At 38.4% G+C, this 17,486-nt stretch carries 16 protein-coding genes; 5 read left to right on the top strand and 11 right to left on the bottom strand.

The annotated features are described in order from the left end of the window. Positions 1–36: 36 nt before the first annotated feature. The 10 genes from hppD to pstS form a co-directional block, all read right to left on the bottom strand. A complete protein-coding gene (gene hppD, locus FBB35_RS27840) occupies positions 37–1,113 on the bottom strand; it encodes a 4-hydroxyphenylpyruvate dioxygenase (RefSeq protein ID WP_174712339.1) in 1,077 nt (358 codons plus the stop codon). 106 nt (positions 1,114–1,219) lie between these two features. Continuing rightward, complete coding sequence (locus FBB35_RS27835; protein WP_163927550.1) at positions 1,220–1,924, bottom strand: SDR family oxidoreductase; 705 nt, start codon at positions 1,922–1,924, stop codon at positions 1,220–1,222. 81 nt (positions 1,925–2,005) lie between these two features. Beyond that, on the bottom strand, positions 2,006–3,274 hold the full coding sequence (locus FBB35_RS27830; RefSeq protein WP_174712338.1) for an NYN domain-containing protein: 1,269 nt from the start codon (positions 3,272–3,274) through the stop codon (positions 2,006–2,008). 184 nt (positions 3,275–3,458) lie between these two features. Further along, positions 3,459–4,238: a phosphate ABC transporter ATP-binding protein gene (locus FBB35_RS27825; protein ID WP_174712337.1), complete on the bottom strand. Its 780-nt coding sequence runs from the start codon at positions 4,236–4,238 to the stop codon at positions 3,459–3,461. 293 nt (positions 4,239–4,531) lie between these two features. After that, positions 4,532–5,041 carry a transposase gene (locus tag FBB35_RS27820; RefSeq protein ID WP_254625599.1) on the bottom strand — a complete coding sequence of 170 codons (510 nt, stop codon included), beginning with the start codon at positions 5,039–5,041 and terminating at the stop codon, positions 4,532–4,534. Between the two features lie 36 nt (positions 5,042–5,077). After that, a complete protein-coding gene (locus FBB35_RS27815; protein WP_174710258.1) occupies positions 5,078–5,386 on the bottom strand; it encodes a transposase in 309 nt (102 codons plus the stop codon). A gap of 345 nt (positions 5,387–5,731) precedes the next feature. Continuing rightward, the gene (gene pstB / locus FBB35_RS27810; protein WP_174712336.1) at positions 5,732–6,511 is read right to left on the bottom strand and encodes a phosphate ABC transporter ATP-binding protein PstB; all 780 of its coding nucleotides are present in this window, start codon (positions 6,509–6,511) and stop codon (positions 5,732–5,734) included. Positions 6,512–6,665: 154 nt separating this feature from the next. Beyond that, on the bottom strand, positions 6,666–7,547 hold the full coding sequence (gene pstA / locus FBB35_RS27805) for a phosphate ABC transporter permease PstA (protein ID WP_174712335.1): 882 nt from the start codon (positions 7,545–7,547) through the stop codon (positions 6,666–6,668). A gap of 53 nt (positions 7,548–7,600) precedes the next feature. Then, positions 7,601–8,578: a phosphate ABC transporter permease subunit PstC gene (gene pstC, locus FBB35_RS27800; protein WP_174712334.1), complete on the bottom strand. Its 978-nt coding sequence runs from the start codon at positions 8,576–8,578 to the stop codon at positions 7,601–7,603. Between the two features lie 177 nt (positions 8,579–8,755). Then, positions 8,756–9,799, bottom strand: coding sequence for a phosphate ABC transporter substrate-binding protein PstS (pstS, locus tag FBB35_RS27795; protein ID WP_174712333.1), 1,044 nt, complete (start codon positions 9,797–9,799; stop codon positions 8,756–8,758). Positions 9,800–10,097: 298 nt separating this feature from the next. On the opposite strand from pstS, the gene FBB35_RS27790 reads away from it, so the two are divergent. Together FBB35_RS27790 and wecB are read left to right on the top strand one after the other, a co-directional pair. Then, entirely contained in the window at positions 10,098–10,460 is a 363-nt protein-coding gene (locus FBB35_RS27790; protein WP_254625707.1) for a DUF4277 domain-containing protein, read from the top strand. Between the two features lie 340 nt (positions 10,461–10,800). Then, complete coding sequence (wecB, locus tag FBB35_RS27785) at positions 10,801–11,931, top strand: non-hydrolyzing UDP-N-acetylglucosamine 2-epimerase (protein ID WP_174712332.1); 1,131 nt, start codon at positions 10,801–10,803, stop codon at positions 11,929–11,931. Between the two features lie 256 nt (positions 11,932–12,187). On the opposite strand, the gene FBB35_RS27780 is transcribed toward wecB, so the two are convergent. Then, positions 12,188–12,859, bottom strand: coding sequence for a peptidoglycan-binding domain-containing protein (locus tag FBB35_RS27780; protein WP_174712331.1), 672 nt, complete (start codon positions 12,857–12,859; stop codon positions 12,188–12,190). A 483-nt stretch (positions 12,860–13,342) separates the two neighbouring features. Between FBB35_RS27780 and FBB35_RS27775 the strand changes: the two genes are divergently transcribed. From FBB35_RS27775 to FBB35_RS27765, 3 genes are all read left to right on the top strand, one after another. Next, positions 13,343–14,101, top strand: coding sequence for a DUF2993 domain-containing protein (locus FBB35_RS27775; RefSeq protein ID WP_174712330.1), 759 nt, complete (start codon positions 13,343–13,345; stop codon positions 14,099–14,101). A gap of 115 nt (positions 14,102–14,216) precedes the next feature. Further along, positions 14,217–15,911: a beta-carotene ketolase CrtO gene (crtO, locus tag FBB35_RS27770; protein WP_174712329.1), complete on the top strand. Its 1,695-nt coding sequence runs from the start codon at positions 14,217–14,219 to the stop codon at positions 15,909–15,911. Between the two features lie 817 nt (positions 15,912–16,728). Then, positions 16,729–17,472 carry a tetratricopeptide repeat protein gene (locus FBB35_RS27765; RefSeq protein WP_174712328.1) on the top strand — a complete coding sequence of 248 codons (744 nt, stop codon included), beginning with the start codon at positions 16,729–16,731 and terminating at the stop codon, positions 17,470–17,472. Positions 17,473–17,486 lie beyond the last annotated feature (14 nt).

Below are 17,486 nucleotides of genomic sequence, written 5' to 3'. Positions count from 1 at the left end.
CTGCCTGAATTTCAATTGATATTTTGTACTCAGGCATCATTGCAAAGTGCCACGTTTAATTTGTTCGCTTTCAATAGCTTCAAATAAGGCGCGAAAGTTACCTTCGCCAAAACCTTTAGCTTGGGAACGGCGCTCAATAAATTCAAAGAAAAATGTCGGCTGTTCAAATATTGGCTGGGTGAAAATTTGCAGTAATAAGGGCGCGATTTTTTGTGCCCCTGCGGAAGTATATTCTTGCCAGTCTACGAGAATTTCTTGTTGAGCGATCGCCTCAATTTCTAAAAGTGATAAAGGCAATCCTGGACGCTGTTTTAGTTGAGTGTAATAGGTTTGAGGAACTGAGAGTAAGGATAAACCACTGGCGCGAAATTTAGCGATCGCACTTACAAGATTAGTTGTCCGTAAGGCAATATGTTGAATACCTGGCCCCCGATTGACATCTAAAAATTCCTGAATTTGAGAATTTCTGGAAGCTGGTTCATTAATTGGCAATTGGACGCTACCGTTATGCGAAACCATCACCTGGCTGTGTAAAGCAGAACGGTTGGTTTTAATTTTAAAAGCCTGCTGGGGTTCAAAATCTAAGATATTTTCATACCAAGCCACAGCATTTTCTAATTCACCAACTGCCACATTTAACACGATGTGATCTATGGCAATAAAAGTGTTCTCATTTGTCATTTGTCCTTTGTCAAAAACTAATGAGGAATGACTGCTGACAAATGACTTTTCTATCAATGTATGAGTCAGTCCACCCCAGGCGGCAATTTTGCCACACTTGAGAAATGCCGTACCTATCTGGCGTTCCTGGATGGGTTGTAGGATTCTAGCACCATATTTTTGAGCTTGTGCGATCGCAGCTTCCACATCTTCCACAGCAAAAGCCACATCTGCCACACCCGGTGGATATTGACGCAGAAACTCAGTTACTGGACTTGTAGGCAACAGTGGTGAAGATAGAAAAAAGCAGACATCACCATTTTTCACCACTTCTGTACAAGTGTGAAATGAATTGGTGCGATCGGCTACTGGTTGAAAACCAAGATGGTGTACAAACCAATCTCGCCACATTTTGGCATCTTCTACATAGAAATGAACGTGATCAATTTTCATAGATATTGAAAATCCAGCATAACAGCTTATATATCTGTAAATTTTGCCTCTTTTGCTAGATTTTCATGTCCTTCCTAAGCAGGAATTATTTAGGCGAACTCCCACTCTAAAAGAACAAATGACTATCAGGTTGAATATTAATTTCCATTGGCACAGCTTGCGGTTCAGCAGAAAGGGCAAAGAAAATAGCATTGGCAGCAGTTTCAGGACTGAGCATTTTTTTTCGATCTACTTTTAGGTTGACATTATCCCAGAAAGGAGAATCTACCCCACCAAAGTAGAATAGCGTGAACTTGATACCAAAACGCTTGAGTTCCTCTGCCATGCACTTGCTAAAACCGACAACACCAAATTTAGAAGCAGAATAAGCTGCTGCCATCCCCATCGAATGCTTACCTAGAATTCCTACGACATTACAGATGTGACCAGACTTGCGCTTTTGCATCTCTTCAGCAGCCGCCTGAGTGGTATAAAAGCTGCCTTTTAAGTTGACATCTAGCATCTTGTCTAAATCAGCAGGTTCCAGGCTGTTGTAAGGCTTGAGTATACCTACACCGGCTGCATTCACTAAAATATCGATTTGACCAAACTTAGCGATGGTCTTTTCTATCAAAATATCTACTTGTTGGGGGTCAGTAATATCAGTGGGAACAGTCAAAACTTCCCCTGGTAAATCAGTAGCTAGTGTTGTTAAACGAACTGCATCCCTTGCAGCCAATACCAACCGGACTCCGGTAGGCGCAAGTTTATGGGTTAAAGCTGAACCAATACCACCAGTAGCACCGACAATAACGACAACTTTATCCTGCATTGCAATATTTATATTTCTTTACATCTGTTTACAGAATACTGAATTACAGGCTCAGGTTGTACGTAAACATCCAGAAAATATCTATTCACAAAATAGTGCTGTTACCTCGTATTCCTTCCGACTCGCTTTTAATGTAAATGTGGGAGATGATTCTAGATATTTAGTAAAATTAGAACCTAACTTTAATTTTTTGATAATTGAATTGGGTGATTCTCCTGTGATTTTCCGTAGCTCTGTACCTAGCTTAGACACAGACAATTTAGTTTGGGGAGAATTTATATGTATATCTTGAATAATTTTAAATAGTAATTTATCTAATATTTTTCGATTAGAAATTTCCGTAAAATCTTCTTGTTTTTCTTGGTCTTTAATAGATTCAACAAATGAGTTATCTTTTTCTGTGTGATTTAAATTATGTTTAATATTTATCTCGCATCTTTCTTGAAATGAAGTTGCAACATCCATTAAGCTGTTTAGTTTAGCATTAATTGATTCCTCTTCAGTTTTAATTAAATCTTGAATTGGCTCAATCACTTTTTCAAAAGATGGAACTTCTGTTGCCATTGACAAAGAATAATAAGTTATTTTGCCAGTATTCCGGTTGTCTATATGCAAATTTTGCCCTTGTCTACGTACCCAATAGACAATTAATCCTTGATTTTGGAGTTCGTTACAAAGATGGTTTAAAATTCCATCGCTAGAACAGACTAATATTTCTTTAACTGTTGGGTAAGAGCGTAAGATAGAAGCACCGAATGCAATCATTTTTGCATCAGCACTATTTTTACCTTCAGGCACATGGACAAGTTGGTAGCCACGGTTATATAGTTCAATATCTTGCTTCCCAATATTGAGATTTTTCCAGTTAGCAAATGCAATTTTAACTTGAAGAGGAGATTTACAAATACTTGCTAAAAATAATTCTGAATTAATATCTAATTTTAAGTTTTCTGCATCCAAAAGGAGAAGAGAGATTCCTTTTTCTAACTTATGTCTAATTTCATTTTCTTGCTGAATTCTTAAAAGCAATTGGCTGAGCACAGCAGATTCTAAGCAATCAGGCGATAATATAGTTTGCAGCAGTTCTTCAGCTAATATAAAATTAAAAGAGCCAAGACCTTGCTCTATTATTTTTTCTTCTAGCAGGTTTTTTACTAAAGAAAGTTCCGACGCATCAGCCATAGATACTTTAGTATGTCCATTGCTGTTAGCAAGCAAGTCCATTTCCAGGGAACAAGGTAATGCAGGCTCAAAGAATTGTTTACCACAATTTTTGCAGAGGTAATTCTGCTGGTCATTGCTACGACCATTTTTATAATATGAAGTAGATTCGCACAGAGGACATTTCATCTTATGATTCAGGTGGTCTAGGCAGATAGTTTTCTTTAAGTATATAGTATAAAAAAATACTGTCAATATCAGTCTGCATTGCCCAACACAAGAAGAACTCAAAGTAAGCAGAAATTAAATTCAACTTTAATTTCCGCCTACACTATGTCATAGCCCTATGAATAGTTAGATTTTAAGAAACGCTTTAATTAACGCGGGCGAAAACATAGTCACGGGTGCGAGAATCTACGGGGTTAGTAAAAATTTTATGTGTAGTACCAAATTCAACCATTTGAGTAATACGATTTTCATTACTATGAAAGAAAGCCGTAAAATCAGATAGGCGAGTAACTTGATGCATATTGTGAGTAACAATCACAATTGTTAACTCAGAGCGCAAGTTATGGATCAAATGCTCAATTTTCATGCTACCAGCAGGATCAAGACCTGAACAAGGCTCATCCATCAACAAAACATTTGGTTTTACTGCTAAAGCCCGAGCAATACATAATCTTTGTTGTTGACCACCAGAAAGTTCTAAAGCAGACTTGTGCAACTTATTCTTCACTTCATCCCAAAGTTCGGCAGCTTTGATGGCAGATTCTACAATCCCATCTAATTCTACTTTCGGATGCCATCCAATCAATTTCACTCCATAAGCAACATTATCGTAAACACTCATAGGAAAAAGATTTGGCTTGGGAAAAACCATACTAACTTGGCGACGTAATCGATTTATATTGACCCGACGCTCATAAATACTCTGTCCAAAAAATTCTACTTTTCCTTCAACCTTGACTTCTCCTTCTAATTCACTCATGCGATTTAACGATTTAATAAAAGTAGACTTGCCACAACCACTAGAACCAATAATTGCCGTGATTTGGTTTTGGTAAATATTCATTGACACGCCTTCAACTATCTTTTGAGTCTCGTAAGAGAAGCTGAAGTTTTTGACTCTGATGGCTGGAATTAGTTTACTCATATTGCCAAAACGTGTAAAACAAAACTTAACTAAGTAAAACAGTACAAATCAGCACAGCTGTTTCACTATGTTACTCCTAAAAGGAGATATACATGGAAATTACGTAATTATGCTGTAGTCATCCAGCAGATAAACTGTTATCAGATATTCGTATTAAGACTGTGTTCCAAAAATTATCTTTTATAGACTTTTTATACTTATCTTTTCCCCTTTAATTGACGTATCATCCTTTGTTATGAGAAAGGATTTGGTCTTGTTCGATTTAAAATAGCTATATAGAACCCATTTGACATCTAAGAAGAGGCTGCAAGCCTCTGAAGCATTAGCCGAATGAAACAAAGATTAACCTTGGCAGTTGCATTATCTAGAGTTCTCTCAAAGTTCTTAACGAGAATTTTGCATCTCTCAATCCAAGCATTTGACCGTTCAATTACCCACCTCGCGGCAACCGGAACAAACCCAGATTTCCCTAATTCTTTGTTTTGTTGTTTTGATGGTTTTGCCGAAAGTTCAAACCTGATTTTCGTCATCATTTGGGGATAAACTTTTTCTAGCTCCTCCCTCAAATACTCAGGGTGATAACCGTGGTCTAGCAGAATGGTGATTTTGGGAATATTGACGGGTTTTGACTGGAAATAATCAATGTTTTTAGTCAACATCTCAATCAAACCCCTATCATCAGATACATTTGCTTTAGTGCAATGAGTAAAGAAGGGAAACCCCAGGGTATCAACGGCTAGATGTCTTTTAATGCCATTTGTCGAGAAAGTAGAAACAATACCCTTTCGATGTAATACTCGCATTACAGGTGTTTTTCACCGCTTGAGAGTCGATAATTATCAGCGTCGTCCACTTAGCTTTTTTTTTACCTGTTCACGCACTCGTCCATGTAAAACTCTCATCAATTCTTCTATCACTCCTTTGGCCCGCCACTGCTTGTAATGCCAATATACAGTCGAGTAGGGGGGCAAGTCCTTGGGTAAGTCTTCCCAATTGCAGCCATTCTTTAGTTGATAGAAGATGCCATCTAAGAGTTCTCTTTTTGTCCAGTTGGCGGGTCTAGTCTGTTTCTTAGCAGGCAATATAGTCGGCAGTAGGGGTTCGAGAATTTCCCATTCTTCGTCTGTTAGGCTGCTAGAGTACGGCATGGCTGCTGGATATGTCTTTTGCCGTCACTCTACTTCAATACAGTAAAAGATGTCAAATGGGTTCTATAGAAATCCGCTTTGATTTTTGTTCGCGCAGCGTGGCGTAGCCATACTTACTTGTGTCGGCAGGCAAGAGGCAATAGGAAAGAAAGATTTTTGAGTTGTACAGAGTTTTTTCACGCAATCAAATATGAGTTCTATCTCAATATCACATACCCTTGATGGATAGTGAGGAGTTAGTTTGTTTATCAAGATAAATTAGTAACTTTTTTAAACTACATTTTATGAGTATCTTCTAGCGCGAGATAGTTCGACAAAAATTAATAAGTCACGCTAGAACATACCTTAACCGAAACGCCCTGAAATGTAGTCGAGGGTACGAGGGTCTAGTGGATTGTTAAAGATTTGCTCTGTAGCGCCAAATTCAACCATTTGACCAATGCGAGTTTCGTCGGTGCTAAAGAAAGCCGTAAAATCAGAAACGCGGGCGGCTTGCTGCATATTATGGGTAACGATCGCAATTGTCAACTCAGACTGTAAGCTATGAAGGAGTTCCTCAACTTTCATGGTGGCAATGGGGTCAAGAGCGGAGCAAGGCTCATCCATCAGCAGAACTTTCGGCTTGACTGCTAAAGCGCGGGCAATACATAATCTTTGTTGCTGACCACCAGAAAGCCCTAAAGCTGATTTATCGAGCTTATCTTTTACTTCATCCCAAAGAGCAGCGCTCTTAAGGGCAGATTCAACAATTTCATCTAATTCTAATTTTGAATTTCTACCTGCTATTCTCATACCGTAGGCAACATTTTCGTAAATGCTTATCGGAAAAGGATTCGGTTTTTGAAACACCATACCAATTTGGCGGCGTAATCGGTTGATGTTGACACGAGGATCGTAAATATTCTGACCAAAAAATTCTACATGTCCTTCAACTTTCACAGGCCCTTCTAATTCGCTAATGCGATTAAGAATTTTGATGAAGGTAGATTTACCACAACCACTAGGGCCAATAATTGCGGTTACTTGTTTTTGATAAATATCTATTGATACCTTTTCAATTGCTTTTGTTGTGCCATAGTAAAAGCTGATATTTTTAACTTTGATAGCTGGAATTAGGTTACTCATGCTTGATTAAGGTGCTAAATAAAAATTATAAAAACAGAATTCATGAGTCAGGATTAAGATGAAATTATATACTAGTAATAGTCTTAAATTAGTAGCAAATCTGAATCATCTACTACTTAATTCTTACCTCTGACTTCTGAATTCTGTATTCTGCTCATTTTATTCTTCTCTGTCTAATAACTAAGCGAGAAATAATGCTGACACATAAAATTAAGCCGAGTAAAACTATAGAAGTAGTCCATACCAATTGGCTTTTTTCTGGGTCGGGATCGTTGTAGAGGTTAAAAATCAATACTGGTAAAGAAGCTGTTGGACTTAACAATCCTTCTGACCAATCTAGACTAAATAAAGCAGTAAAAATTAAGGGTGCTGTTTCACCAGCAGCACGGGCTACAGCTAATAAAATGCCTGTAGTAATTCCGGGGATTGCAGTAGTGACAACAATGCGAAAAGTAGTTTGGAAGCGAGTTCCACCTAAAGCAGCAGAGGCGAGGCGTTGAGATGTGGGAATCAGTTTTAAGGATTCTTCTGTTGTCAGTATAATCACAGGTAGCATAATTACGGCTAAAGCAAAACCACCTGCGATCGCACTAAATCCTTTAGTTACTAAAACTATCACGCCATAAGCGAATACACCTACAACGATTGAAGGCACGCCTGTAAGAATGCTGGTGATAAAACGAACAAGACTAGCAATTGTGTTGCTTTGTCCAAATTCTGCTAAGAAAATTCCTGTCATAATCCCTGTGGGAATGCTTAAAATAGAACCAATTATCACCATAATTATGGTTCCCAGGATGGCATTGCCAAAGCCATTATCAATCACTGCTTTGACAAACATTTCAGATTTGAGTCCAGATATTCCCCGGATGAAAATTTCCCACAAAATTGATAATAAAGGAATGAGTGCTAGACCTGTAAAACCAAAAGCGATCGCATTCATTGCGTATGTAAATATTACTCGCTCTGTTGGCAGAGGACTGCATAATTCTGTCACCAAAGATTCATCCGTTTCTGACTGGATGTAACCACTCATAAGTTTTACAAATTTTGATGGATAAATGTCTTGCTACATTGATTAAGAAAGTATCATTTATTTTTCCTACCAACCCACTTCACCAATAGTACAGCGCCAATATTTACAGCTAGAGTCAATCCAAACAAAATCAATCCCAAATAGCTTAAAGCACCTATATGTAATCCCGGTTCAGCTTCAGCAAATTCATTAGCTAATACAGAGGGAATTGTATAAGCTGGATCGAGTAAAGAAGCGCTGATTTGAGCAGAGTTGCCAATCAACATAGTGACAGCCATTGTTTCACCCAAAGCACGTCCTAAAGCAAGCATGGCTGCACTCACAATTCCAGAAAATCCCGATGGTAGCAAGACTCGAAAAATTGTTTCCCAACGAGTGCCACCCAAAGCCATAGATGCACTACGTAATTCTTTAGGGATAGCCATTAAGACATCACGGCTAATTGCTGCCATTGTGGGCAAAATCATGATGGCTAGAATAACTCCAGCAGTCAACATATTAGTCCCAGAAGGATCTTCTGTATTAAACAGTGGTATCCATTTAAAAGTATTGGCTAGCCACTTTTGTAGAGGTTCTAAAACTGGAATAAAGACAAAAATCGCCCATAGACCAATAATTACACTGGGAATTGCTGCAATTAATTCCACAACAAATGCTACGATAGTTCGCAGCGATGTAGGTAAGAAATTTTCACTCGTGACTAAGGCTACTGCCATTCCCACCGGGACAGCAAATAAAATAGCGATCGCACTACTTACCAGAGTTCCATAAATATAGGGTAATGCACCAAAAATCTGATTACCTGTATCCCAATCTTTTCCCCACAAAAACCCCAGTCCAAACTGCTTGATGGCTGGTAGAGCTTCTGAGAAAATTACCCAACTCATCAAAAATAGTACTGCAACAGTAATCACAGCAAAAAAGTATACTAGCCGTGTAAAACCTTGGTCAAACCAGAAATTTGCACCACTGACACCTGTTAAATTGAAACTTTCATCGCCGAGATTTGAATCATCTGATGAATTTGCCATTACAAATCAATAAAATAGATTTTTGATTACTACTATAATGAGTTATTAACTTACTCTAGTAGGAGAAGAAATTAGTAAGATAATCCCCCTATTTCCTCTTTTTAAGGGAGAATCTTAAAATCCCCCTTTTTAAGTTGGTTGGGGGATATTTTCTACGTAAGTCCTAAAAATTGCAAATTAAGGTTTGACAGAGCTATTCACTGTTTGAAGCACCCGATTTGCTACATCAGATGGAATTTTGGTGTAGTTGAGGTCATCGTTATACTGTTGACCGTCCTTCAATACCCAATTAATCCATTTCTTTATTGCATCAGCTTTAGCAGCATTAGCATACTGTTTGTAAACCATCATCCAAGTCAGACCAACTATCGGATAACCTTGTGCTGGCTCTCCTACAAAAACGCGGTAATTGTCTGGAAAAGTTACAGTTGACAAAGCTGCATTTGCAGATTCTAAAGAAGGAGCAACAAATTCTCCTTTCTTATTTTGTACTAGTGCTGATTTCAGATTGTTTTTGACGGCGTAGGCATATTCTACATAACCAATAGAACCAGGAGTACGAGCTACTATAGCAGCTACACCTGGATTGCCTTTGCCTTTGAGGACGTTTGGCAGATTCCATTTTGGAGCAGTGTTAGCTCCAACTCTACCTTTAAAATAACCGCTGGTAGCACTTAAGTGGTTAGTGAAAATGAAAGTTGTACCGCTACCATCAGCGCGAACAACAAATTTAATTGCTTGACTTGGTAGATTGACACCGGGATTATCAGCTTTAATTTTTGCATCATCCCATTTGGTAATTTGACCTGAGAAAATTTCTGGTAGTATCTTGCGGGACAACTTGAGATCGTTAACACCTGGAAGATTATAAACAACAGAAACGGCACCACCTGCTGTGGGTACTAAGATTACACCGTTCTTAACTTTAGCAATTTCATCATCTTTCATTGCAGCATCACTACCACCAAAGTCAACGGTTCCAGCGGTGACTTGACGAATACCGCCACCACTACCAATTGCTTGGTAGTTAATTTTTAAGTCTGGATATTTCTTCTTCACTTCACGAGCATACCGTTCGTAAAGCGGAGCCGGAAAAGTTGCTCCTGCACCATTGAGAGTTTCAGCTTGTGCGATCGCACCAAAAAATGGACTAAGTGCAACAGAAGTTGTCACCAATGAAGTAGCAACGACACGATTCAAGGTGGTGGTCGAAAAAATCATATTACCTCTGATTAAAGGAATATCTTCCTGCTGTAATTCCAGCCTTAATCAAGTTACATTTGTTATGGTTAAACTTTCTTTAACAATTGATAAATAAAAAATTAAAACCTACCTTCCGCACCCTAACTGTCATACATCAACAAAAAACTGATTAAGTAGTACATAAGAACTAAAGTAGATGCAAGAGTCAAGAGACTTAATGAAAATTAGTTGTATTAAGAGCTAAGGAGATGCAGAGAAAGAAAAGTGTTGTGATGAAAACAGAACAAAGGGAAAAAGAAAGATTTTAAAAAATTAATTGATAACAAAAATTAAAGAGGAGAAAATTACAACAGAAGATTTGGAGAAGACTGTTGTGATGTTGAATGGCAAAGACATTGAAATTCAGAATATAGACCATTTAGGCATAGTGGCAGGAATAGTAGATGCGATTGGGTTGGTAAAAATAATTAATGAATTAATAGGTGAAGAGGAAGGAGAAAAAGTCAGTCCTGGTCATGTTGTTAAAGTAATGATAGTGAACGGGTTAGGATTTGCATCCCAACCTTTATATATGTTTCCCAAATATTTTGAAACAATAGCCTGTGAGCATTTAATAGGAGCAAATGAACAGAGTTTTCAATCCCCCAATGCTGTCGAATCGCGCTGCCAATCTTGTTAGCATCACTGGTGAGACTAGAGATGTAAAATTGAACTTCTTGGGTAGTTTTATTCCAATGCTGAATTGAACGCACTACCATCACCACTGTTGTCAGTCCTACCCAATAAAATACATTTTTACCAATCTAATACATACGTACTATTGATTGGCGATCGCATTGTGCCAGTTGCGTAAGTCCTGATACAGTTCGTCTACCCGATTAAGCCGGGTTTTTTCATGCTTTTTATATAATTTTTCCTTTTATATTTATGATTTGTGTAATGATTGACCGTCAACTATTGACTATTGGTCATAGACCATTGACTATAACCATTGGCAAATGACAGATGACTAATGACTAATGACTAATCAAAAACGGGTTTGCATTATCTTGGGTACTCGTCCCGAAGCGATTAAACTTGCTCCAGTGATTCAGGTTTTCCAGAAGTCTTTAGCTTTTGAGTCGCAAGTAATTTTAACTGGACAACATCGGGAAATGGTTGAGCAAGTTATGCAGCTGTTCAACATCAAGGCAGATTATGACTTGGAAATTATGCAGGTTCAGCAATCTCTAAATGATATTACCTGCCGTAGTTTACAAGGGTTAGAAACGTTATTCAAGGAGAAAAAGCCAGATTTAGTGGTGGTGCAGGGAGATACTACAACGGCTTTTGCCGCAGCTTTAGCAGCTTTTTATCAAAAAATCCCTATTGGTCATGTAGAAGCAGGTTTAAGAACTGATGATCTCTTCAATCCTTACCCAGAAGAAGCTAATCGGCGGTTGATTTCTCAAATTACTCAGTTGCACTTTGCGCCGACTCCTTGGGCTGTGGAAAATTTGCACCGTTCTGGTGTTTTGGGTGAAATTCACATGACGGGTAATACGGTAATTGATGCGCTGTTGAATGTAGCTGCAACCCAAGCTGTTTGTAATATACCAGGCTTAGACTGGGATTCATACCGCGTTCTGTTAGCAACAGTTCATCGACGGGAGAATTGGGGAGAACCCCTGCAAGCGATCGCTCAGGGGTTTTTACAAATCTTAGATAAGTTCCGTGATACGGCTTTGTTGCTTCCATTACACCGCAATCCCACAGTGCGAATCCCGTTGCAAGAGCTTTTAGGGAATCATCCCCGAATTTTCTTGACGGAACCTCTAGATTATGGCGAACTGGTGGGAGCAATTGGGCGATCGCATCTTTTGCTCACTGACTCTGGTGGTTTGCAAGAAGAAGCCCCCAGTTTGGGAAAACCAGTACTAGTTTTAAGAGATACCACCGAAAGACCAGAGGCTGTTGTAGCCGGTACAGCCAAACTTGTAGGCACTACGAGTGAGAATATTTTTGCAGCTGCTGCTGAGTTACTGAGCAATCCAGATGCCTATGAAGCAATGGCAAATGCAATTAATCCCTTTGGGGATGGTCATGCAGCAGAGCGCATTTTGCAGATTGTGCAAAATTACTTGGGTGTTTCATCCGAAATATCAACTTAGATTAAACAAAATACAAAATTTCTGTTTTTCAGGGTGTATAAAATTGACTTTTATTATTTGCATTCAACACAGTTTCAATGTTGTGGGGTGAGCATCTTGCCCGCTTTCAGACGGGCGAGATGTTCGGTTCGCGCAGCGTCTCCGATAAGAGAAGTTTTAATCTAAGACTTCCTTAGTTTAGATTTCTAAGAAAATAGGTATAACCTAGAAATGAGATTTTTCAAGAGTGGCTGGTTGATGAAAATGTCTCTAACTTTTAAATACCTAGAGCTGCTCTAGTTTCGGGCCCGACTGTACCATCTACAAGTAGACCTTTACTTGTCTGAAAGGTTCGGACTTGGTTAACAGTTTCTTGACCGTAAATTCCATCAACTCTAAGATTACCTAAAGCTGTCTGAACGTCTCTTACAAGCTGACCTCTAGAACCACGGGTAAGAATGACTGAACCGCCAACGCCACCAGGTTTACTAGTTACAGGAGGGTTGTTAGGTCTATCAGCAACCCATCGGGCATAAACATATCTACCCGTAGAAAGCCGAGCAAAACCGTTTTCATACCTCTCAATCGCTGGAAGTGTTGCACCATTTGATACACAATCAATATAAGAGTAGTTAGTGCTTGGGCCTGTACGGATACGTAAACAACTGCCGTTAGTCTTTACATAAGCAGCTGAACTTATTTGAATTTGGGTAGCAGCAATAAGTAATACACCAACACCAGCTAAAGCTAACCAAGCTGAAGATTTAAGTAGTTTTTTCCAATTGAACTTAGTTTTGCTGTTTGCAGATGCCTGTTTTTCAGCAATAACTATGTTAGAAGATTTAAGAGGTTCTTTCCCATTTAATTGAGATTTAGGGAGATTATATTTGGTGTTTCCAGATGCCTCTTCTTGAGCAATAAACATGTGAGAATAAGCAAGATATTCCATAATGCAGCCCTTTATATGAAAAAATGAGTAGTCACAGAGAATTACTTTAGCCTTCTCTGTATTTATTATTAGTATATTTTATATCCCTGCTCTTTCAAAGGTTTTTGCTGGTAGCGGAATTAAGAAAGAATAAAATTAGTCAAAAAATTCCTAAAAAAATGCTATGTCTACGAAGGGGTACGCCAACACGCTGATTTAGTATAAAAATCACCAAGCGTTGGTATAATCCTCGGTAGACTATCGTATTTTGAATTAAGCCTTACTGATAAACGTCCAGTACATCCAGTCCGTCGTGGCATTACAATTGTCCCTAGCGGCGGTGTAAAAATGGTTGTTACCAAAAAAGCAAAACTTAAAAGACAAACAATACTATCTACTTAATTACTCAATCCTCCGATTTGCATATACCGCAATGTAGATCCGCTCCTTAGCATATAGCCTTTACATTAACTAGTAAGAGGATATTAAGGAGATTACTAATTCATGCCTGATGAACATCGGTTGGAGGAACAATTTTTATCCCAGGAAGCTGAAAGAAGAATATCCGAAAAGCTAGATGAAGCAGAAAAAATAGAAATAGATGTACAAACCGATCTGTTGAAAATAATTCAGGGACAAGCGGATGGAGTTTCGGTTGTAGGACAAGGATTAGTAATTAAAGAAAATATTCGCGTACAAGAAATACATCTGCAAACAGATAGTATTGCAATCAACCCTTTCAGCGCTCTTTTTGGTCAAATAGAACTCAATCAACCAGTCAATACCATAGCTCGTATTATACTTACAGAAACAGATATTAACCGCACCTTGGCATCAGATTTTGTTAACAGCCAGATGCAAGATTTTGATTTGGATGTAGATGGCAAAATTGTGAGTTTTGAGGCCCAAAAAATTGAAATATTTTTACCTGGTGATGGCAAAATAGAATCTAGGGGAAGAGTGCTATTAAAGGAAAAGGGGAATACTCGCGTTTTGGGTTACACTGCGATCGCATGTCCACGGACTCATTCACAACCGGCGATGCTGGAGAGTTTTAACTGCACTGAGGGAGGAGGAATTTCCATAGAAGTAGTTACAGCTTTAATGCAGAAAGCAAAAGAATTGATGAATATACCATATTTTAAATGGGAAGATATGGTGTTTCATATTAAAGATATAAAAGTAGGAATTGGTAGTTTAATACTGATGGTAGAAACACAAGTGAAGCAAATACCATCATCCTCAATTTTACCATCTTCTTAATAGAATTTTAATAGAATTGACTTTAGTTAAAAATAATTTTTGTTACCGAAGGATGATGTAAAAGTAATAAAAGGTTTCTACTATTTAGAAAGCTACTTATTTCTAAATTCCAACTATGCAAGAGTATGATGTTGTGCTGATCGGTGCTGGACACAATGGGTTAGTTTGTGCGGCTTACTTGTTGAAAGCTGGTTATAGCGTTCTGTTATTGGAAAAGCGTTCTGTTCCAGGTGGTGCAGCAACAACTGAAGAATGTTTGCCGCAAGAGGCTCCTGGATTTAAATTTAACTTGTGCGCTATTGACCATGAATTTATTCACTTGGGGCCGGTTGTTGAAGAATTAGAACTAGAAAAATATGGCTTGCATTATTTGGAGTGCGATCCAGTTGTTTTCTGTCCTCATCCTGATGGCAAGTATTTCTTAGGGCATAAGTCGTTAGAAAAAACTTGTGCAGAAATTGCTCGTTATAACGAACGTGATGCCAAAAAATACGCAGAATTTGTAGATTTTTGGCAGCGAGCGATCGGTGCAATGATTCCCATGTTTAATGCACCGCCAAAGTCAATTATAGATATTGTTGGCAACTACGATATCAAAAAAATCAAAGATTTATTTTCGGTTATTGGTTCTCCAAACAAAACGCTGGATTTTATTCGCACTATGTTAACCAGCGCTGAAGATTTACTTAACGAGTGGTTTGATGAAGAATTTCTAAAAGCGCCACTAGCCAGATTAGCATCAGAACTTGGTGCGCCACCATCGCAAAAAACCCTTGCCATTGGTGCAATTATGATGGCGATGCGTCATAACCCTGGCATGGCCAGACCTCGCGGCGGAACTGGCGCATTAGTGCAAGCTTTGGTGAATTTAGTCACAAGTAAAGGTGGGGTTATTCTCACAGATCAGCATGTTGAAAAAGTTTTAATTGATGATGGTAAAGCTGTTGGTGTGCGGGTTGCTGGTGGTAAAGAATATCGCGCCAAATACGGGGTTATATCTAATATTGATGCCAAGCGATTGTTCTTACAAATGACTGATAAAAGCGATGTTGATGGAGCCGACCCTGATTTATGGGAAAGGTTAGAACGCCGCATCGTTAACAATAACGAAACCATCCTCAAGATAGACTTAGCTTTAGATGAACCACTGCGCTTTCCGCACCACGCTCACAAAGACGAATATCTCGTCGGTTCTATCTTAATTGCTGATTCCGTGGCTCATGTAGAACAGGCTCATAGTAAATGTACTTTGGGAGAAATTCCTGATGCTGACCCATCAATGTATGTGGTCATGCCTAGTTATTTAGATCCAACATTAGCACCACCAGGTAAGCACACTGTATGGATTGAGTATTTTGCCCCTTATCAAATTGCTGGTGCAGAAGGCACTGGTTTAAAAGGTACTGGATGGACAGATGAATTGAAAAATAAAGTTGCAGATAGAGTGGTTGATAAGTTGGCAGACTATGCACCAAATGTCAAAAATGCAACTATCGCCCGTCGTGTAGAAAGTCCAGCAGAACTAGGAGAAAGATTAGGTGCATACAAAGGGAATTATTACCATGTTGACATGACTTTAGATCAGATGATATTTTTCCGTCCCTTACCAGAAATAGCCAACTATAAAACGCCAATTGATAATCTATTTTTGACTGGTGCTGGTACTCATCCAGGTGGTTCGATTTCAGGAATGCCGGGACGCAATTGTGCCCGCGCCTTTTTACAGGCAAAACATCCTATTAGCCAAACCTTAAAGGATGCAAGAGATTCGATTAAGTCAACTGTCGAGTCAGTGTTTGGAATTAATTAGGCGTTGCAAATATAAAGCCTATTATTATCTATTTTTGCCTTCATATCTTTGTACTACAAATATAATTTTGGTACCACAAAGATATAAAGGCATTCTTTAAAGTATCCTCTTATATAGGAATTCGCTTTGATGTTTGTTCGTACAGCGTGGCGTAGACATACTTAATTGTGTTGGTACAAAAGAGGAAAGAGGCAATAGGAAATAGGCAAGAAGGCTTTTTTATTTATACGAAGTTAAATATCAGTCCTATAGATTTTACAAGCGATAAGTTACATTAATAGACTTCTCATAATTTTTGCAAATATAACGTTGATAGTCATCATTGAGAATCAATTATTGGCATCCATCCAATGACAGATATTAATCTGATACTCTTTTAAGTTGCATAGTTTCAATCGCTAAAAAGACGCAAAGACGTAATTTGAATGATGATTAGCTTAGATAAGTGCTTGCAAAATGAAGCAACTAACATGATTGTCTAGCGAAAAACTATTACGATCGCCTATGGCGGGTGGTACACCATTGCACTCTTAGAAAATTACCAAACACTTGCGATGTCTACAACGGGCTACATTTAGACAATATATACAGCAACATAAATAATTGTTTTTTTAATGAAATAGGTACTAAGTAATTGCTTTATGTATATTTAATATGATAATCTAGCCTACGCTTGATTTTAATAAACATCTATGCGTCGTCAACAAAACTCTTTCTGAAAAGATAAGTGAATTAATGGGTAAAAAGTAGTGTATTTTGATAATACTCAAAAAAAGAACAAATTTTAACATTATCTCATAAGTTTTGTAGGTACAGCATGATTGTTCAGCGCTGCTTCGTTGCATCTGGTTTGATAGCTTTCTTCGCATTTGGTTGTAGTGGTGGGGCAAACTCATCAATAGAAAATACTACACAAGTTGTTCAAGAAAGTAATGTAACCCAGCTTTTCATAGAAGCGAAGGCTACCCAAAAAGCAGAAGACTTTTTTCATCAAGGTAATAATTTATTAGATGGACAACGTTATGAAGATGCGATAAAAGTATACGATAAAGCGATCGCCATCAAAGTTGAGAGTCCTGAAGCTTGGATTAACCGTGGCATAGCTTTAACATCGTTGCAACGCTACCAAGACGCTCTTGCATCTTATGATAGAGCGATCGCCATCAAACCCGACAAATATGAAGCCTGGTATAATCGTGGCATAGCTTTGACATCGTTGCAGCGCTACAAAGACGCGATCGCATCTTACGACAAAGCGATCGCTATCCAACCCAACAAATATCAAGCCTTAATTAACCGAGGCATAGCTCTGACAAAGCTACACCGCTACAAAGACGCGATCGCATCTTACGACAAAGCGATCGTCATCAAGCAAGATTTGCACCAAGCATATTACAATAAAGCTTGCTCTTATGCTTTACAAAGCAATCTGGAATTAGCAATTGAAAACCTAGACAAAGCAATTGAGCTTGTTCCTGATAAATACAAGAAATTAGCAAAAACTGACCCAGACTTTAGCAAAGTGCGTAGTGAAAAGCAGTTTCAGGAATTAATCCAATAAAATTTTATCACCAC

Origin of the sequence: Nostoc sp. TCL240-02 (assembly GCF_013343235.1) — a bacterium.
Taxonomy (GTDB): Bacteria; Cyanobacteriota; Cyanobacteriia; order Cyanobacteriales; family Nostocaceae; genus Nostoc.
Note: the sequence above shows the minus strand (reverse complement) of the source record. Positions and strands in the feature narration are given on the sequence as shown.